Source organism: Kitasatospora sp. NPDC051170 (assembly GCF_044455705.1).
Taxonomy (GTDB): domain Bacteria; phylum Actinomycetota; class Actinomycetes; order Streptomycetales; family Streptomycetaceae; genus Kitasatospora.
On sequence record NZ_JBITFA010000003.1, the window covers coordinates 93,734 to 112,184 of the forward strand.

The 18,451-nt window shown below is 75.1% G+C and carries 12 protein-coding genes and 1 riboswitch; of the genes, 4 read left to right on the top strand and 8 right to left on the bottom strand.

Annotated elements, in window-relative coordinates:
- Positions 1–53 precede the first annotated feature (53 nt).
- Genes ACIBCA_RS07500 through ACIBCA_RS07510 form a run of 3 tightly spaced genes read right to left on the bottom strand, consistent with a single transcriptional unit; the run spans position 54 to position 3,561 of the window.
- Positions 54–1,607, bottom strand: a complete 1,554-nt coding sequence (locus ACIBCA_RS07500) for a precorrin-2 C(20)-methyltransferase (RefSeq protein WP_396282386.1) — start codon at positions 1,605–1,607, stop codon at positions 54–56.
- A gap of 8 nt (positions 1,608–1,615) precedes the next feature.
- Entirely contained in the window at positions 1,616–2,242 is a 627-nt protein-coding gene (locus ACIBCA_RS07505) for a precorrin-8X methylmutase (RefSeq protein ID WP_396281895.1), read from the bottom strand.
- Positions 2,239–3,561, bottom strand: a complete 1,323-nt coding sequence (locus tag ACIBCA_RS07510; RefSeq protein WP_396281896.1) for a hypothetical protein — start codon at positions 3,559–3,561, stop codon at positions 2,239–2,241. The genes ACIBCA_RS07505 and ACIBCA_RS07510 overlap by 4 nt, the downstream gene beginning before the upstream one ends.
- A 177-nt stretch (positions 3,562–3,738) precedes the next feature.
- Positions 3,739–3,823: riboswitch (cobalamin riboswitch) on the top strand.
- Between the two features lie 47 nt (positions 3,824–3,870).
- On the opposite strand from ACIBCA_RS07510, the gene ACIBCA_RS07515 reads away from it, so the two are divergent.
- From ACIBCA_RS07515 to lnt, 3 genes are all read left to right on the top strand, one after another.
- Positions 3,871–4,095: a hypothetical protein gene (locus ACIBCA_RS07515; RefSeq protein ID WP_396281897.1), complete on the top strand. Its 225-nt coding sequence runs from the start codon at positions 3,871–3,873 to the stop codon at positions 4,093–4,095.
- Positions 4,092–7,730, top strand: a complete 3,639-nt coding sequence (gene cobN / locus ACIBCA_RS07520; protein WP_396281898.1) for a cobaltochelatase subunit CobN — start codon at positions 4,092–4,094, stop codon at positions 7,728–7,730. The genes ACIBCA_RS07515 and cobN overlap by 4 nt, the downstream gene beginning before the upstream one ends.
- 273 nt (positions 7,731–8,003) lie before the next feature.
- The gene (lnt, locus tag ACIBCA_RS07525; protein ID WP_396281899.1) at positions 8,004–9,515 is read left to right on the top strand and encodes an apolipoprotein N-acyltransferase; all 1,512 of its coding nucleotides are present in this window, start codon (positions 8,004–8,006) and stop codon (positions 9,513–9,515) included.
- On the opposite strand, the gene ACIBCA_RS07530 is transcribed toward lnt, so the two are convergent.
- The 4 genes from ACIBCA_RS07530 to gdhA form a co-directional block, all read right to left on the bottom strand.
- Positions 9,491–10,267, bottom strand: a complete 777-nt coding sequence (locus ACIBCA_RS07530) for a VOC family protein (protein ID WP_396281900.1) — start codon at positions 10,265–10,267, stop codon at positions 9,491–9,493. The genes lnt and ACIBCA_RS07530 overlap by 25 nt on opposite strands.
- 32 nt (positions 10,268–10,299) lie before the next feature.
- A complete protein-coding gene (locus ACIBCA_RS07535; RefSeq protein ID WP_396281901.1) occupies positions 10,300–11,208 on the bottom strand; it encodes an NADP-dependent oxidoreductase in 909 nt (302 codons plus the stop codon).
- 277 nt (positions 11,209–11,485) lie between these two features.
- Positions 11,486–12,361, bottom strand: a complete 876-nt coding sequence (locus ACIBCA_RS07540) for a GyrI-like domain-containing protein (protein WP_396281902.1) — start codon at positions 12,359–12,361, stop codon at positions 11,486–11,488.
- Positions 12,362–12,475: 114 nt separating this feature from the next.
- Positions 12,476–13,867 (bottom strand): NADP-specific glutamate dehydrogenase, encoded by a 1,392-nt coding sequence (gene gdhA, locus ACIBCA_RS07545; protein ID WP_396281903.1) that lies wholly within the window; start codon positions 13,865–13,867, stop codon positions 12,476–12,478.
- Positions 13,868–14,118: 251 nt separating this feature from the next.
- Between gdhA and ribA the strand changes: the two genes are divergently transcribed.
- A complete protein-coding gene (gene ribA, locus ACIBCA_RS07550; protein ID WP_396281904.1) occupies positions 14,119–14,748 on the top strand; it encodes a GTP cyclohydrolase II in 630 nt (209 codons plus the stop codon).
- A gap of 130 nt (positions 14,749–14,878) precedes the next feature.
- Here ribA and ACIBCA_RS07555 read toward each other — a convergent pair whose 3' ends face one another.
- Positions 14,879–18,277 (bottom strand): hypothetical protein, encoded by a 3,399-nt coding sequence (locus ACIBCA_RS07555; RefSeq protein ID WP_396281905.1) that lies wholly within the window; start codon positions 18,275–18,277, stop codon positions 14,879–14,881.
- Positions 18,278–18,451 lie beyond the last annotated feature (174 nt).

The following is an 18,451-nucleotide window of genomic DNA, read 5'->3' on the forward strand; positions in this document are numbered from 1 at the left end:
GCTGTTCGATGTCGGCTGTCACCCGTCAGCCGTTCGCCGAACCCCGTCCGCCGTCAGTCCTCCGGGTACCGCCGGGGCGTCCAGACGACCTCCACGCCGCCGCCCCGCTCGACCGCCCGGGTCTGCGAGGAGCCGATCAGCAGGATCGTGCGCATGTCGACCAGCGCCGGGTCCAGCTCGCCGAGCCGGACGATGCGGACGCGCTCGGTCGGGCCGCCGACGTCGCGGGCCATGACGACCGGGGTCTCGGGCGAGCGGTACTCCAGCAGCAGGTCCCGGGTCAGGCCGACCTGGGTGGTGCGGGACTTGGAGCCCGGGTTGTACAGGGCCAGCACCAGGTCCGCCTCGGCGGCGGCGCGCAGCCGCTTGGCCACCACGTCCCAGGGCTTGAGCCGGTCCGACAGCGACACCACCGCGTAGTCGTGGCCGAGCGGGGCGCCGGCCCGGGAGGCGGCCGCGTGGGCGGCGGTCATCCCGGGGACGATGCGCACCGGCACGTCCCGGTAGTCGGGCTCGCAGGCGACCTCGAGGACGGCGGTCGCCATCGCGAACACCCCCGGGTCGCCCGAGGAGACCACCGCGACGCGGTGCCCGCGCCGGGCGAGGTCGAGGGCGTACTCGGCGCGCTCCGACTCCACCTTGTTGTCCGAGCCGTGCCGCCGCTGCCCGGGGCGCTCGGGCACCCGGTCCAGGTAGGTGGTGTAGCCGACCAGGTCGGTGGCCTCGGACAGCGCGCCGCGCGCCTCGGCGGTGAGCCAGAGCGGCCCGGCCGGGCCGGTGCCGACCACGGTCACGCTGCCCATGCCGGCCGCCGGCCGTACGACCGGCTCCAGCGGCGCGACCTTGCTCGGCAGTACCGCCACCGAGAAGTACGGGACGCTCTCGCCCTCGACCTCGGCCAGCGGGGCGATCCGCTCGCCCTCCATGAAGGCGCGCTCCACGTACTGCGCGTCCTCCAGTCGCCCGGCGCGCTCCAGCGCGCGGCGCACGGCCGGGAAGGTGCGGCCCAGCTTCATGATCACGGCCGAGTCCGCGGCGGCGATCCGCGCGGTCAGCTCCTCCTCGGGCAGCGTGCCCGGGATGACGGTCAGCGTCTCCTCGGCTTCGGTCAGCGGCTGCCCCAGCCGGGCCGCCGCCGCGCTCACCGAGGTCACGCCGGGCACGACCTCGGTCGGGTAGCGGTGTGCGAGGCGCTTGTGCATGTGCTGGTAAGAGCCGTAGAAGAGCGGGTCCCCCTCGGCGAGGACGACGACGTCGCGTCCGGCGTCCAGATGGGCGGCCAGCCGGGCGGACGCCTCCTCGTAGAACTCGTCGAGCGCGCCCCGGTAGCCGCCGGGGTGGTCGGTGGTCTCGACGGTGAGCGGGTAGACCAGCTTCTCCTCGATCTGACCACCCGTCAGGTACCGCTCCGCGATGGAGCGCGCGATGGAGCGGCCGTGCCGGGCGCTGTGGTACGCCACCACGTGGGCCTTGCCGATGAGTTCGGCCGCGCGGACGGTCACCAGCGAGGGGTCGCCCGGGCCGAGCCCGACCCCGTACAGCCGTCCGGTGCCCGCATCCCGGCGGTCGGCGCTCTGGCGGTCGGCGTTCTGGCGGTCGGCGTTCAGACTGTCCGTCACTCTGCCTCGCTCGCAATCGCGTTGATGGCGGCGGCGGCCATCGCGCTGCCGCCGCGTCGGCCGCGCACCACCAGGTGCTCCAGGCCCGCGGGGTGCTCGGCCAGGGCCTGCTTGGACTCGGCGGCGCCGATGAAACCGACCGGGACGCCGATCACCGCGGCCGGTCGCGGTGCGCCCGCCTCGATCATCTCCAGCAGCCGGAACAGCGAGGTCGGCGCGTTGCCGACGGCCACCACGGCGCCTTCCAGCCGGGGCAGCCACAGCTCCATGGCGGCGGCGCTGCGGGTGTTGCCCATCTGCCGCGCGAGCTCGGGCACGGAGGGGTCGGTGAGGGTGCAGATCACCTCGTTGTCGGCGGGCAGCCGCTTGCGGGTCACGCCGCTGGCGACCATGTTGACGTCGCACAGGATCGGCGCACCGGCGTTCAGGGCGGCGCGCGCGGAGGCGACCACGCCGGGCGAGTACACCAGGTCCTCGACCAGGTCGACCATCCCGCAGGCGTGGATCATCCGCACCGCGACCTGGGAGACGTCCGCCGGGAGGGCGGCCAGGTCGGCCTCCGCGCGGATGGTGGCAAAGGACTGGCGGTAGATGGACGCGCCGTCCTTCTCGTACTCGATCACTTGGTGGTCCTCCTGGCCGTGGCGACCGCCTCGGCCGTCTGCTCGTTCCTCACGTCGACGGCCGCCCCGGAGGCGCCCGCCGGCCCGTTCACCGTCACCCGGTAGCCCTGCCCCGTGGCGAGCACGTCCACCCACCGTCCGGCCGGGTGTCCGCAGCGCCGCTCACAGCCGGACCAGTGCACGGGAAGTCCCGCGGCCGCCCCTGTACCCACGGCACCGGGCGCGGCGTCCAGCGCCGAGGCCGCGTCCGCCCGGACGTCGGCCAGCGACTTGGCGCAGCCCGGCAGCCCGGTGCAGGCGCTGGCCCGCTCCCAGGCCGAGCCCGCCTCCGTACGGAAGCCGGCCTCCGCCAGCTGCGCGAGCCCGGAGGCGTCGGCCCCCGGCAGCACCACGCCGCGCCAGGGCGTCAGCCGCAGCTCGCCCGCCGAGGCGGCGACCAGCGCCCGCCACTGCGCGGCGCTCGCCCGGCCGAAGCGCAGGCCCACCGAGAGCGCGCCGGGCAGCGCGCCGAGGGCGGGCGCCTCACCGGCGAACTCGGGCAGCGCCACGGCGCCGGCGGGCAGCAGGTCGGGCACCTCGCGCAGGTGCCAGGCCCGGCGGCCGGTGGTGCGCAGCGCGTCGAGGAAGGCGCGGGCAGCGTCGAGGACGGCCGTCACCTCCCGGCCGGGCTCCACGGGGTGGCCGTACGCGGCGCGTCCGAGGCGCAGCAGTGGGGAGGCGCTCCCGGTACCCCGAGAGCTCCCGGCATCGCCGGCTCCCCCCGCTCCCCCGGCGCTCCCGCCCGGCGAGCCTGCGATCAATGTCACATCGGCGTCGAGCGCCGCGACGTCGCCCCGCCCGTCGTCCAGGGCGAACAGGAACTTGCCGGAGAGCCCGGCCGCCCAGTCGCTCGCGCACAGCCGCGCGTCCAGTTCCCGCGTCCAGTCCCGTACGCCGGGCCCGGCGGTGCCGGGGAGCCCGGCCAGCGGTGAGGCGACGATGTTGCGCACCCGCTCGTGGGTGTCGGAGGGCAGCAGCCCCACCGCCCGCAGCCGCTCGGCGAGTTCGCCCGCACAGTGCGAACCCAGGCCGCGCAGTTGGACGTTGCCGCGCGAGGTGGTCTCCAGGGAGCCGTCGCCGAGGGCTTCGGAAGCCTCGGCGAGGGCGAGTGCCTGACGGTCCGTCAGTTCGCCTCCGGGCAGCCGGATGCGCGCGAGGGCGCCGTCGTCGGCGGCGTGCAGGCGCAGCGCGCCGGGGCAGACGTCCGCTCGGGCCCGGTCGGACACCGCCCGCCCGGGCACCGGGGCGCCCGGCGAGGTGGGGTCGGGTGTCGGTGGCATGGCGGCGAGCATACAGATGATCCGATCGGTTGCCTCCGTCCGTCGCGTCACATCCCGCCCGTGCTCCCCGGTCCGCCCCCGTCGCGCTCCGGCGGGCTCTCCCGCAGGTCAGCCGTACCCCGTACGATGCTGGGCGGACGGTCCCGGCGGACCGTCCACGCCAGCGACGGCGCAGGGGAGGAAACCGGTGTGAGCCCGGTGCGGTCCCGCCACTGTGACCGCGGCGCACCGGACGACCGGTGGCCGCGGGAGCCAGGAACTCCTGCCGTCCTCCACCGGCCCGGGGCGCGGACCCCGAGGAAGGCAGCTATGCACCAGCGCCGTCGCCTGCGCGCGCCCGCGTCCCCGGGCGCCCGTCCGGCACCCCGGGCCGTCACCGCGGTCCACCGTGCCGTCACCACGACCGCCGCCATGACCGTCACCACGACCGTTACCAGGGCCGTCACCACGGCCGCCCAGGCCCAGACTTCGGCCACCCCGGCCATCACCGCGGCCATCCTGGCCACCGACGAGGCCGGGAGGGCCTTCCTATGATCCTGCTGCTGTCGACGTCCGACACCGACCTGCTGAGCGCCCGCGCCTCGGACGGCCCGGTCCCCTACCGCCTCGGCAACCCCGCCCGGCTCTCGCCCGAGGAGCTGCCCGCGCTGCTCGAGGGCGTCGAGCTGGTCGTGGTCCGCCTCCTCGGCGGTCGCCGCGCCTGGCAGGAGGGCCTGGACGCGCTGCTCGCCGGCCCCCGCCCGGTGGTGGTGCTGACCGGCGAACAGGCCCCCGACGCCCAGCTGATGGAGCTGTCCACCGTCCCGGCCGGCATCGCCGCCGAGGCGCACGCCTACCTCGCCCACGGCGGCGCCGCCAACCTGGCCGAGCTCGGCGCCTTCCTCTCCGACACCGTGCTGCTCACCGGCCACGGCTTCGCCCCGCCCGCCTCCGCGCCCGCGTGGGGGCCGCTGGAGCGCGAAGCCCGTACGGCCGAAGGCCCGACCGTCGCGGTGCTCTACTACCGCGCCCACCACATGAGCGGCAACACCGCCTTCGTGGAGACGCTCTGCCGCGCGATCGAGGACAAGGGCGCGCGGGCCAGGGCGTACTACTGCGCCTCGCTGCGCGGCGCCGAGCCCGAGCTGCTGGCCGCGCTCGGCGAGGCCGACGCGATCGTCACCACCGTCCTCGCCGCCGGCGGCACCCGCCCGGCCGACGCCCAGGCCGGCGGCGACGAGGAGGCGTGGGACGCGGGCGCGCTCGCCGCCCTCGACCGGCCGATCCTCCAGGCGCTCTGCCTGACCTGGTCGCGCGCCCAGTGGGAGGCCAGCGACGACGGCCTCTCCCCGCTGGACACCGCCACCCAGATCGCCGTGCCGGAGTTCGACGGCCGCCTGATCTCCGTCCCGTTCTCCTTCAAGGAGCTCGACGAGGACGGCCTCACCGTCTACGCCGCCGACCCGGAGCGCGCCGCCCGCGTCGCCGGAACCGCCGTCAGCCACGCCCGGCTGCGCCACATCCCGGCCGCCGAGCGGCGCCTGGCGCTAGTCCTGTCCGCGTACCCGACCAAGCACGCCCGCGTCGGCAACGCCGTCGGCCTGGACACCCCGGCCAGCGCGGTGCGCCTGCTGGAGCGGCTGCGCGAGGAGGGCATGGACCTCGGCGACGGCGTCCCCGGGTTCTCGCGGAGCGAGACGGAAGGAGGAGGCCACGACGAGGACGGCGGCCACGAGGGCGACGCGATCATCCACGCCCTGATCGCCGCCGGCGGCTACGACCAGGACTGGCTGACCGAGGACCAGCTCGCCCGCAACCCGGTGCGCATCCCCGCCGCCGACTACCGCCGCTGGTACGCCACCCTCCCGCAGGCGCTGCGCGAGCGGGTCGAGGAGCACTGGGGCCCGGCCCCCGGCGAGCTGTACGTCGACCGCTCCCGGAACCCCGACGGCGACATCGTGCTCGCCGCGATCCGCTCCGGCAACCTCCTCGTCCTCATCCAGCCGCCGCGCGGCTTCGGCGAGAACCCCGTCGCGATCTACCACGACCCCGACCTCCCGCCGAGCCACCACTACCTGGCCGCCTACCGCTGGATCGAGGCTTCGCAGGCCGACGGCGGCTTCGGCGCCCACGCCGCCATCCACCTCGGCAAGCACGGCAACCTGGAGTGGCTGCCCGGCAAGACCGCCGCGCTGTCCGCCGAGTGCGGCCCCGACGCCGTCCTCGGCGACCTGCCGCTGATCTACCCCTTCCTGGTCAACGACCCGGGCGAGGGCACCCAGGCCAAGCGCCGCGCCCACGCCACCCTCGTCGACCACCTCGTGCCGCCGATGGCCCGCGCCGACTCCTACGGCGACATCGCGCGCCTGGAGCAGCTCCTCGACGAGCACTCCAACATCGCCGCGATGGACCCGGCCAAGCTGCCCGCCATCCGCGCCCAGATCTGGACGCTCATCCAGGCCGCCAAGCTCGACCACGACCTCGGCCTCGACGAGCGCCCCGAGGACGACGGCTTCGACGACTTCCTGCTGCACGTCGACGGCTGGCTCTGCGAGGTCAAGGACGCCCAGATCCGCGACGGCCTGCACGTCCTCGGCCAGGCGCCCGCCGGCGTCGACCGGGTCAACATCGTGCTCGCCATCCTGCGCGCCCGCCAGATCTGGGGCGGCGTCAGCGCCCTGCCGGGCCTGCGCGAGGCGCTCGGCCTGGACGAGGCGGCCCTCACCCTGGGCGCCACCGACGCCGCCGAGGCCCAGGCCCGCGCCCTGGTCGAGGCGATGGAGGCCGAGGACTGGCGCCCCGAGGCCGTCGAGAAGGTCGCCGCCGGACACCCGGAGGCCGTCCGCGACGTCCTGGCCTTCGCCGCCACCCAGGTGGTGCCGCGCCTGGCCGCCACCACCGACGAGCTGGACGCCGTCCTGCACGCCCTCCAGGGCGGGTTCGTCCCCGCCGGGCCCTCCGGCTCCCCGCTGCGCGGCCTGGTCAACGTGCTGCCGACCGGCCGCAACTTCTACTCCGTCGACCCGAAGGCCGTCCCCAGCAAGCTCGCCTGGGAGACCGGCCAGGCCCTCGCCTCCTCCCTGGTCGAGCGCTACACCGCCGACAACGACGGCGCCTACCCGCCCTCGGTCGGGCTCTCGCTGTGGGGCACCAGCGCCATGCGCACCGCCGGCGACGACATCGCCGAAGCCTTCGCCCTCCTGGGCGTGCGCCCGGTCTGGGACGACGCCTCGCGCCGGGTCACGGGCCTGGAGGCCATCGGGCTGGAGGAACTGGGCCGCCCGCGCATCGACGTGACGCTTCGCATCTCCGGCTTCTTCCGCGACGCCTTCCCGCACGTCGTCGCCCTGCTGGACGACGCGGTGCGCCTGGCCGCCGCCCAGGAGGAGCCCGCATCGGACAACTACGTCCGCGCCCACGTGCAGGCCGACCTCGCCGTGCACGGCGACGAGCGCAAGGCCACCGTCCGCGTCTTCGGCTCCCGCCCGGGCACCTACGGCGCGGGCCTGCTCCAGCTGATCGACAGCCGCGACTGGCGCACCGACGCCGACCTCGCCGAGGTCTACACCGTCTGGGGCGGCTACGCGTACGGGCGCGGGCTCGACGGCCGCCCGGCGCGCGAGGAGATGGAGACCGCCTACAAGCGGATCACCGTCGCCGCGAAGAACACCGACACCCGCGAGCACGACATCGCCGACTCGGACGACTACTTCCAGTACCACGGCGGCATGGTGGCCACCGTCCGCGCCCTCACGGGCAAGGCGCCCACCGCCTACATCGGCGACTCCACCCGCCCGGAGACCGTCCGCACCCGGACGCTGACCGAGGAGGCCGCCCGCGTCTTCCGCGCCCGGGTCGTCAACCCGCGCTGGATCGAGGCGATGCGCCGCCACGGCTACAAGGGCGCCTTCGAGATGGCCGCGACGGTGGACTACCTGTTCGGCTACGACGCCACCACGGGCGTGGTCGCCGACTGGATGTACGAGAAGCTCACCCAGGAGTACGTCCTCGACCCCGTCAACCGCGAGTTCCTCGCCGGCGCCAACCCCTGGGCCCTGCACGGCATCAGCGAGCGGCTGCTCGAGGCCGCGAGCCGTGGCCTGTGGGAGCAGCCCGACCCGGAGCTGATCGAGCAGCTCCAGGCCGCGTTCCTGGAGACCGAGGGGGACCTGGAGGGCGAGGAGGGCTGACGGCCCTCGGGACCGGCCACCGCTCGTCGACCCTCATGCCGGCGGCGGTCGGTGGCCGGTCCGCCGGTCCGCCGGTCCGCCGGTCTACCGGTCCACCGGTCCGCGTCAACCTGGCGTGCCGCCGTCTGGCACGGACGGCGGGGCGGGCGGACAATACGGGGCATGTCGCGCCGCACCGCTCCCTCCAGCCCAGCCCTGAGCACGGCCCCCGCGCGAGGGCAGGCGCCGCGCCCGCCGCTTCCTCACCGGCCCCGGCACCGGTACCGGGGGCGGGTGGGGGCGCTGGCCTGCGGGGCGGTGCCGGTGCTGGCGTTCCCGGCGGCCGGGCAGGCGTGGCTGGCCTGGGTCGCGCTGGTGCCCGGGCTGCTGCTGATGCAGCGGGCGCCGGGGGCGCGCGAGGCGGCCGTACGGGGATGGTGGTTCGGCGCCGGGTTCATCCTGACGGCGATGTACTGGCTGCTGCCGTCCATCGGCCCCGGACTGCCGGTGATCGCCGTGCTGTTCGGCGCGCTCCAGGGCGGCCTCGGGTACGCGGTGCACCGGCTGCTGAGCCCGCCGCTGACCACCCGTCGGGCGCTGCTGGCGCTGCTGGTCGTCCCGGCGGTGTGGGTGACCACCGAGTACGCGCGCTCCTGGCACGCCCTCGGCGGGCCGTGGGCGCTGCTCGGCGCCACCCAGTGGCAGCACCCCGCCGTCCTGGCGCTGGCCTCGGCGGGCGGGATCTGGCTGGTCAGCGCGGCGGTAGCGGCCGTCAACACCGGGGTGCTGGTGCTGCTGACCGCCGTGCACCGCGCGCCCCGCGCCGTCGCGGCGGTGAGCGTGGTGGCCGTGCTGGCGGCGGGCCCCCTGCTGTTCGCCCTGCGGGAGGCGCCGGTGCGCAGCGGGGCCATGACGGTGGCACTGGTCCAGCCGGGCATCGTGGAGGACCCGCAGGAGCGCTTCGACGCGAGCGCCCGCGCCACCGCCGCACTGGCCGGGCACCCCGTTGACCTGGTCGTCTGGGGCGAGAGCAGCACCACCGCCGACCTCGACCAGGACGCGGCCTCGCTGGACCGGCTGCGCGAACTCACCACCGCCACCGGCGCGCAGCTGATCGCCGGCGAGGACGCCCGCAAGGCGGACGGGCGGATCTCCAAGGACGCGGTGCTGGTCTCCCCCGCCGGGGTGCTGGACCGCTACCGCAAGATCCGGCTGGTGCCCTTCGGCGAGTACATCCCGCTGCGGCCGCTGCTGGGCTGGATCTCCGGGGTCAGCCGGGCGGCGGGCGAGAACCGGGCGCCCGGCACCGCCTTCCACCTGCTGCCCGTCACCGACCGGGCCGGCGGGCCGCTGCCGGTGGCGGCGCTGGTCTGCTTCGAGTCCGCCTTCCCCGACATGTCGCGCACCGCCGCGCGGGACGGAGCCCGGGTGCTGGTGTACCAGTCCTCGACCTCGACCTTCCAGCACACCTGGGCGCCCGAGCAGCACGTCTCCCTGGCGGCGATCCGGGCCGCCGAGACGGGCCGACCCGCCGTCCAGGCGTCGCTGACCGGGGTGTCGGCCGCCTTCGACGCGCAGGGGCGCGAACTCGCCCGGCTCGGCACCGGCGACACCGGGGCGCTGACCGTACGGCTGCCGCTCACGGCGCCCGGCACGCTGACCTGGTACGACCGGATCGGCGACGTGGTGCCGGTGGGCGCGCTGCTGGTCACGGCGGGCGCGGGCGCGGCGGCCTGGCGCACGCGCCCCGGCGGCCGGGGCGCTGCTCGGGGTTCTGCCGGTCAGCCTTCGGTTCCCGCGCGGTAGACGCCGAACGCGGCGCCCTGGCCGTCGCGGAGCACGGCGATGCGCGGACCGTCCGGCACGTCGGTGGCGGGCATCAGGACGTCCGCGCCGAGGCCCGTGGCCCGGCTGACGGTGAGGCCGACGTCGGCGACGCTGAAGTACGGCAGCCAGTGCGGCGGCACCTGCGGCGGGAAGTCCTCGCCCATGACCAGCATCCCGCCGAAGTCCTGGCCGGCCAGGCCCCACTGGGTGTACTGCTCGGACGGGGCCACCGACCAGCCGAACACCTTCGGGTAGAAGGCGAGGGCGCTCTCCCGGTCGCGGGTGAGCAGTTCGACCCAGCCGAGCGAGCCCGGCGCGTCGAACACCCCGGCGCCGGGGAAGGCGCGGGCCTGCCAGAGGGTGAAGACGGCGCCCGAGGGGTCGGCGGCCACCGCGAAGCGGCCCAGGTCGAACACGTCGGCGGGCCCCATCAGCAGGCGGCCGCCGGCGCCCTCGATGCGCGCGGCGGTGGCGTCGGCCTCGGCGACGGCGAAGGAGACCGTCCAGGCCACGGGCTGCTGCGGGGCGTAGATCGGGGTGATGGCGGCGGCCGGGGCCTCGCCCAGGTGCATCTGGGTGTAGCCGCCGGCCTCGGGGCGGACGTCGGTGACGGCGCGCCAGCCGAACAGTTCGCCGTAGAACGCCTTGGCGGCGTCGGGGTCGGAGGTGCCGAGCTCGACCCAGCAGGGGCCATTGGTGGTGACGGTGGTCTGCTTCACTGTTCTGCCCATCCTGTGTCTTCCGATGTCTTCGTCCGGTGCCTTCAGGAGACTTCGAGGACGACCTTGCCCTGGGGGTGGCCGGACTCGACCAGCGCGACGGCCTCGGCGGCGTGGGCGAGCGGGTAGCGGGCGACGATGTGCGGGTCCAGCTCACCGGCGGCGACGAGGGCGGCGAGGGCGGCCAGCGTCGCGGACGTGGTGGAGCGGGTGATGTAGCGGCCGCCGAGGTCGGCGGCGGTGACCGGGTCGGCGGTGCTGACCAGGTTGGCGCGGTCGGTGAGGGCCGGGGCCACGGCGCGCAGGGCCTCGCCGCCGACCAGGTCGAGGACGGCGTCGACACCCTCGGGGGCGGCGGCCGCGAGGCGCTCGGCGACGCCCTCGCCGTAGCGGACGGGCACCGCGCCGAGGGACTCCAGGTACGGGCGGCCCTTCTCGCCGGTGGTGCCGAGGACGGTCAGGCCCTGGCGGCGGGCGAGTTGGGCGGCCGCGCCGCCGACGCCGCCGGAGGCTCCGACGATCAGCAGGGTGCGCCCGGCGGCGAGGCCGAGGTCGCGCAGGGCGTCGTCGGCGGTGGCGGCCGCGACGGCCAGGACGGCGGCCTGGTCGAATCCCACGGCGGACGGCTTGCGGGCGCTCGACTCGGCCCGCAGGAGGGTCTGTTCGGCGAACGCCCCGGCGGCCACCACGCCGAACACCTCGTCGCCCGGGGCGAAGCCGTCCACACCGGGACCGACCCGCTGCACCACACCGGACGCCTCCTGCCCCATGACGGCGGGCAGTTGCCGCTCGCGGCCGAGCAGCCCCCGGCGGACCTTCGAGTCCACCGGGTTCACCCCGGCCGCGCGCACCGTGATCGCGATCCGGCCGGGGCCCGGGGCGAGCTCGGGGCGGTCCAGGAACTCCTGGGTCTCCGGGCCCCCGTAGTCGACGAAACCGAACGCCTTGGCCATCGGTGATCCCACTCCTCGGGTAGCGGCCGCGCCGCCGCGCGCCCTCGCTCTCCCCCGCCCCAGCATGCGGGGCGGGCGGGAGCTGCGACGGGCGCTGGTGGGCCGAACGGGGGTGGGCTGACGGATGACGACGAACGGAGAACGGAGAACAGAAGACAGCGAACGGATGACGGCGGACGGATTCTGAAATCCGTTCGCCGTCATCCGTCAGCTGTTGTCCGCCAGCTGTCATCCGTCAGCCGTCGGCTGTTATCCGTCGACTGCTATCCGTCGACCGTCAGCCACGCACCGCCCGGGCCACCGGGATCCAGAGCTCGGCCTCGGCGTCGGCCGTACCCGGCACGAACCGGACCTGGAGGATCTCCGGGCCCGGCCGGGCCTCGTACGGGTTCGACGGGAACCACTGGCTGGCGACGTCCCCCCACATCTCCTGAAGCGCCTGCGGGAACGCCCCGTTGTTGGTGAACACCGCCCAGGTGCCCGCCGGGACGGCCAGCACCTCCAGGTCCTCCGGGACGACGGCGTCCTCGCGCGCCACCACCGCGTGCCAGTAGTCGAGTTCGGACCCCTCCTCCCGGTTGGGCGAGAAGTCGTCGCTCACCGAGACGATGCCGACCGGGTCCGAACCCGTCAGGGCCGTGATCCGCTCGACGGTCTCCTTGCCGAGCCCCTTGATGAACTCGGCGATGTGCGGGTTGACCCCCTGGTAGATCACGGGCACCCGCGCCTTCCGGCCGACGACCCGGAACCCGGGCTTCTCGACGATCCGGTAATCCATGCTGCTGCTTCCCTCCACGACGAGTCGGAAGGACATCCGGGGCTGTGAGGTGAGCACCGCACCCTCGCGCCGGGCCTCGCCGGGGCCGACCCCGTGCATCGCCCGGAACGCCCGGGCGAACGCCTCGCCCGAGGTGTAGCCGTAGCTCACCGCGATGTCGATCAACGTCCGCCGGCCGTCGAGCACTTCGGCTCCCGCGACGGTCAGCCGCCGGCGCCGGACGTACTCCGAGAGCGGCATCCCGGCGAGCATCGAGAACAGCCGCCGGAAGTGGTACTCCGACGTCATCGCGATCCGCGCCAGCCCGGCCACGTCGATCTCGCGGTCGAGGTCCTCCTCGATCCGGTCCATCGCCCGGTTCAGGTGCTCCAGCACTACGCCCCGTCCTTCCCTTGTTGATCTCCACCGTAGGAAGGACCCACCCTGCCGTACCCGACGATCGGTGCCCGCTGCGGTCGGGTACGACAGGGTGGGTTCGGGCGTACGGGATCAGACCAGGCCCTGCGCCAGCATCGCGTCCGCGACCAGCTCGAAGCCCGCGATGTTCGCGCCCACCACGTAGTCGCCCGGGCGCCCGTAGCGCTCGGCGGTGGTGAAGCAGGACTCGTGGATGTGCCGCATGATCGAGGCCAGCCGCTCCTCGGTGCGCTCGAAACTCCAGGAGTCCCGCGAGGCGTTCTGCTGCATCTCCAGGGCGCTGGTCGCCACACCGCCCGCGTTGGCCGCCTTGCCCGGGCCGAAGGCCACGCCCGCCTCCTGGAGCACCCGCACCGCCTCCGGAGTGGTGGGCATGTTGGCGCCCTCGGCCACGGCCAGCACGCCGCCGCGCACGAGCGCGAGCGCGTCCGTCTCGGTCAGCTCGTTCTGGGTGGCGCAGGGCAGCGCGACCTCGCAGGGCACGGCCCACACGCCCGGGCCCTCGACGAACCTCACGTGCGGGCCCCGCAGTTCGGCGTAGTCGGAGACCCGGCCGCGCCGGACCTCCTTGACCTCCTTGAGCAGGGCGAGGTCGATGCCCTTCTCGTCGACCACGTAGCCGGAGGAGTCCGAGCAGGTGAGCACCGTCGCGCCGAGCTGCTGCGCCTTCTCGATCGCGTAGATCGCGACGTTGCCGGATCCGGAGACCACCACCCGGCGGCCTTCCAGGCTCTCGCCCCGGGCGCGCAGCATCTCGGCGGTGAACAGCACGCAGCCGTAGCCGGTGGCCTCGGTGCGCACCCGCGCGCCGCCCCAGCCGAGGCCCTTGCCGGTGAGCACGCCGGCCTCGTAGCGGTTGGTGATGCGCTTGTACTGGCCGAACAGGTAGCCGATCTCCCGGCCTCCGACGCCGATGTCCCCGGCGGGGACGTCGGTGTGCTCGCCGAGGTGGCGGTACAGCTCGGTCATGAAGGACTGGCAGAACCGCATGATCTCGGCGTCCGAGCGGCCCTTGGGATCGAAGTCCGAGCCGCCCTTGCCACCGCCGATGGCCAGCCCGGTGAGCGCGTTCTTGAAGATCTGCTCGAAGCCGAGGAACTTGACGATGCCGAGGTTCACCGAGGGGTGGAAGCGCAGCCCGCCCTTGTAGGGGCCGAGCGTGCTGCTGAACTCCACCCGGAAGCCTCGGTTGACGTGGATCGCGCCGGAGTCGTCCGTCCACGGCACCCGGAACATCAGCTGCCGCTCGGGCTCGCAGATCCGCTCGACGATCCGGGCGTCGATCAGTTCGGGACGGCGGGCCAGCACGGGGGCGAGGGGCTCCAGGACCTCGTGGACGGCCTGGTGGAACTCCTCCTCGCCGCGGTTGCGGCGGACCACGTCCGCGTAGAGCGACTCGATCGCGCGCTGCTCGGCCTCGAGTCCGGACGGGGTGGTGGTGAGGGTGGGGCGGCTGGTGGGCATCCGTTGGGGCCCTTCCATGGTCGTCGGGGTTTCGTCGGCGGTCGCGGTCGCTCAGGTGTCCCGCGCACAGGAAACGGGACGAAGCGGTGCCGTGTCCAGCGAAACGCCCACACCCGTCCACGGGCCGGAACGTCCGGCGAACCCCTCGTGCACCAGTGGCATCCAGTTGTTCAAATTGGAACTAAAGAGTACGGTCGACACCCGGTCGACCCGATCAACCCCGATCCACCTCGAACGACGGAGGCACACCCATGCCGCAGCCCGGTCCCGCCACGGTGCGCTCGCGCGTGCGCATCCCGCTGACCTTCCCGGACGGCTACCGCGCCGAGGCCGAGGCCACCACCTTCCACGGCCTCGTGGACGGTGCGGAGCACCTCGCGCTCGCCTTCGGCACCGTCGCGGAGGGCGCGACGCCGCTGGTGCGGCTGCACTCCGAGTGCCTGACCGGCGACGTCTTCGGTTCGGACCGCTGCGACTGCGGGCCGCAGCTGCGCGAGGCCGTCGAGCGGATAGCCGAGGCCGGCGGGTACCTGCTCTACCTGCGCCAGGAGGGCCGGGGCATCGGGCTCTACAACAAGCTCGACGCGTACGCCCTCCAGGACTCGGGCCTCGACACGTACGAGGCCAACGCGGCCCTGGGCCTGCCCGAGGACGGCCGGGACTACACCGCCGCCGCCCAGATGCTCGCCGCCCTCGGCGCGACGGACGTCGACCTGCTGAGCAACAACCCCGACAAGGCCGAGCAGCTGGCCGGGCTCGGCGTCACCGTGCACCGCCGGGTGCCCACCGGCGTGCACCTGTCGGCGAGCAATGTGCGCTACCTGACGGCGAAGGTGGAGCGGACGGGGCACTCGATCGCGCTGCCGCGCTTGGTCGGCTGAGGGCCGCGAACAGACACAGCGGACAGGGAACAGCGGACAGGGAACAGATCACAGATGACGGCGAACGGATGACAGCTGACCGATTCCGTCATCTGTTCGCTGCCACCTGTGATCTGTTCCCTGTCCGCCGTCAGTGCTCCACCTCCGGCCACCGCATCGTCCGCAGCACCCCGTACCCCGCGAGCGGCAGGGCGATCAGCAGGGCCGCCCAGAACGCGGCGTGCCCCCACCACTCGGCGATGCCGCCGAACAACCCCTCCAGCACCGGGATCCGCAGGGCCTCGATCGGGCCGAGCGCGCGGGGCCAGGCGCCCAGGAACAGGGTGCCGAGGATCCAGACGCCGAACAGCACCCGCGCGGTGACCGGCGTGCCGAAGGTGCAGGCCAGCGAGGCCACGGCCAGCAGGATCAAGAATCCCGCCTGGTAGGCCGCGCCGGTCTGGCCGGTGCCCCAGGAGAGGGCGGTCGGGTGGTGTCCGGTGACGGCGAGCCGCACCTCGACCGCCGCCCACAGCAGCAGGACCAGCACCCCGGTGGAGACGAGCGCGAACCGCAGCCGGTCCCGGGTGCCCGCGCCGCCCGGGCGCCACTGCTTCTGCCGCTGCTTGCGCTCGGCGGCCGACGGCACCCGGCGGCCCGCCGCACCCGCGCCACCGCCGCCACCGCCCGACCGCCGCTCCTGCTGCCGCCAGGCCGTCCGCACCAGCCGCCGCGCCTCGTGCGCGGGCCGCAGGAAGCGCCGGGCCGCCCGGTCCAGCAGCGCCAGGGACAGCACCACCGCCACCACCGCGATGATCCCGGCCCAACTGCCCATCCCTCCCTCGAACATGACCACCCGGTCCGCCACCGGCCCCGGCGCCTCCACCACGAGCAGCGGCGGCCCGAGCCGCAGGTAGCCGATGGCGAAGGCCCCGGCGCCGGTCAGGAGGGCGGTGCCGACCCCCACCCGCGCCGGGAAGAACGCGAGCAGCACGGCCGCCGTGAACGCCGCCCCCAGCTGCCCGACCACCTGCCGGGCCGCCTGTTCGCCGACCGTGCGCAGCGGCCCGCCGAAGGCCCCGTTCGGGAGGATCTTCAGCTGCTCGCCCGCCTCGACGGGGTGCCGGATCACCGCCCCCGCCCACAGCAGCAGCCCGAACCCGAGCAGGAGCAGCAGCGCGGCCACGGCCCGCCGGGGCAGCGCCCGCCGCGCGTGCGGCCACCAGGCGCGCACCCGGCCGCGCAGGTCCACGGGCGGTCGCCGCCGGTCCTGCCACCAGCGGGCGAGGCGCCCGGGCCGGGCCGTACCGGTCACGCCCTCGGTCGGGCCCGCGGGTTCGTCCCGCGCCCTGGAGCGGGGGCGAAGCGTTTCGGCGGCGATCAGCGCCGCCCGCCCGCCGGCCTCGGCGGGGTCGGCGCCCAGGGCCCGCCGCCGCAGCGCGGACCAGCGCCGGCGCACCGCCGGACGGGCCTCGGCGCGCTCGCCGCCCTCGGGTTCCGCCGGTCGGCGGGCCGCGGCGCGCACCGCCGTACGGGCCCTGGCGCCGGCGGCGAGGGCCGCGTCCACCACGGCCGAGGCGACGACGGCGGCGAGCTCCGAGGCCCGGACGGGCAGGGGCAGCCGGTGGAGGGCGGCCGGCAGCGGGGAGAGCCGCCCGAGGACGCGCTCGCGTTCCCGGGGCCGCAGGCTCAGCCAGACGGCGAGGCGCCGCGCCTCCTCACGCTCACCGGGGCTGAGGCCGTCCCCGCCGCGCCGCCCGCCGCCGACCGTCCGCGCGGCCCGCTCGACCTCGACCATGACCTGCGGGAGCGCGGCCAGGGCCAGCAGCCGCGAGCAGTGGTCCCCGGCGCACTCGGGGTGGAAGCAGTCGTAGCGGGCGGCGACGGAGGCCGCCCCGCAGGACACCAGCTGTTCGATGAACGCGTAGCCGTCCGCGGCCGTCTCGGCGGCGATGTGTTCCAGCCCGGTGGTGTCGATCCGGCGGCCCAGGTACTGCGGGGTGGCGGCCTGGAGGAAGGCGACGCCGAGGGCCAGGACGGCGACGCCCGCGCGTTCGGTGCGCTGGGAGCCGGGCGCCTGGACGACCTCGGTGAGGTAGTGCAGGTCGAAGACGGTGTCGCGGACGTCCTCGCTCAGCCAGGTGCGCAGCCGCTGCGCTCCCCCGGTGGCCAGCCACTCGGCGGAGGCGAGGGAGTCGCGCAGCAGCACCTCGACGAGGCGGGCCGGGTCGCTGTACGAGGCGCCGTGGTAGCTGATCGGCCGGTGGGACTGCGGACGGCGGCGCACCACGGGCGGGCTGGCGCCCTCCAGCCAGGAGCGGACCTCGTCCGCCGTCCAGCGGTCGTCCGGCTGCCTGGTGAACAGCCCTTGCAGGAGGAGGAGTTGGCGCGGGTCGCTGAGGGCGCTGAGGTCGGCCTCCTCGCCGACCACGAGTTCGAGCTCCATCTCGCGGTCCGGCGCCGCCCGGCCGTCCGCGCCGACGAACCGGGGGCGGCCGACGAAGAGTTCGTAGAGCACGTTGCCGAGCGCCCACCAGGGCCCGGCGCGGTGGTTGTTGCCCGCGAGCTGTTCGGGCGCCATGTAGGCGATGGTGACGGTCATCTGGGAGGTGAAGCGGCGGCTGGCGGTGAGCCGGTCGACGCCGCCGAAGTCGGCGATCACGAACTGGCCGGGGCCCGAGCCCTCGCCGGGGCGCACGAGGATGTTGGCGGGCTTGAAGTCCAGCGGGTTGCGCTCGATGGAGCGCTGCCAGAAGTCGAGCAGGGAGACGAGCTCGCGGACGATCTGCTCGGTGAGCCAGCGGTCGGTGTGGTGGCCGCCGCGCCGCAGGGCGGCGAAGTGCGCGGAGAGGGTGACGGGCAGGTATTCCATCGCCACCCAGTCGACCTCGGCGCCGTTGTGGCGGACCTTGCCGTAGTCGATCAGGTGCGGGACGTGCCGGCGGAACCGGTCGTTGCCCAGGTGGGCGAGGAGGGTGGCGTCCATCGGGTGTCCGGCGGCGGCGACCTTGACGGCGGCCTCGCCCCCGGCGGCGCGTCGCACTCGCCAGACGGTGCCCTCGGAGCCGGAGCCGGCGCGTTCCAGCGGCGCGAAGCGGCCGCGCAGCGCGTCGGGGAAGGCCCCTTCGAACGGCTGTCCCTGGAGCGGCTGGTCGTTGAAGGGCTGGTCGTCGGACGGCCGGCCCTCGAACGGCCGGACCAGGGTGGGGGCCTCCGGCGCGGTGTCGGCCCGGTGCGGCCCGGGACCCATGCCGGCGGCCCAGCGGGGCGGCGGCAGGACGGTGGTCGCCGCCTCCGGGTCCGCGCGGACGCCCGGGCGCCGCATGGTGGTGGCGTCGGGGTCGACCCTGGTCGCCGGGTCGGGGCGGCGGCCGAGCCGGGACGGGCGGTCGGCGCCGGCCGCGTCGGGCCCGTGGCCCTCACCGGGGACGTCCCGGCGCCACCACGGCCGCCGGTCCACCCTGGTCCGCGCCGTCTCCCGAACCGCGTCCCGAGCCGTCTCCCCCGGCATCTCCCGAGGCCCCCGCCCGTCGTCCCCCGGTGTGCGCATGAAAGGCGTTCCCTCCCGTTCCCCGGGGCCGGTGCGGGGCGGTGGGTCGTCCTCGCGCGCACGGGAGCCGGGTCGTGATCCAGACGCGCCATCATGCCGCAGACGGGGCGGCGTGTCGGCCCTTTCCGGGAACCGGGACGGAACCCGGACGGACGCCCGCCCACCCCGTCCCGG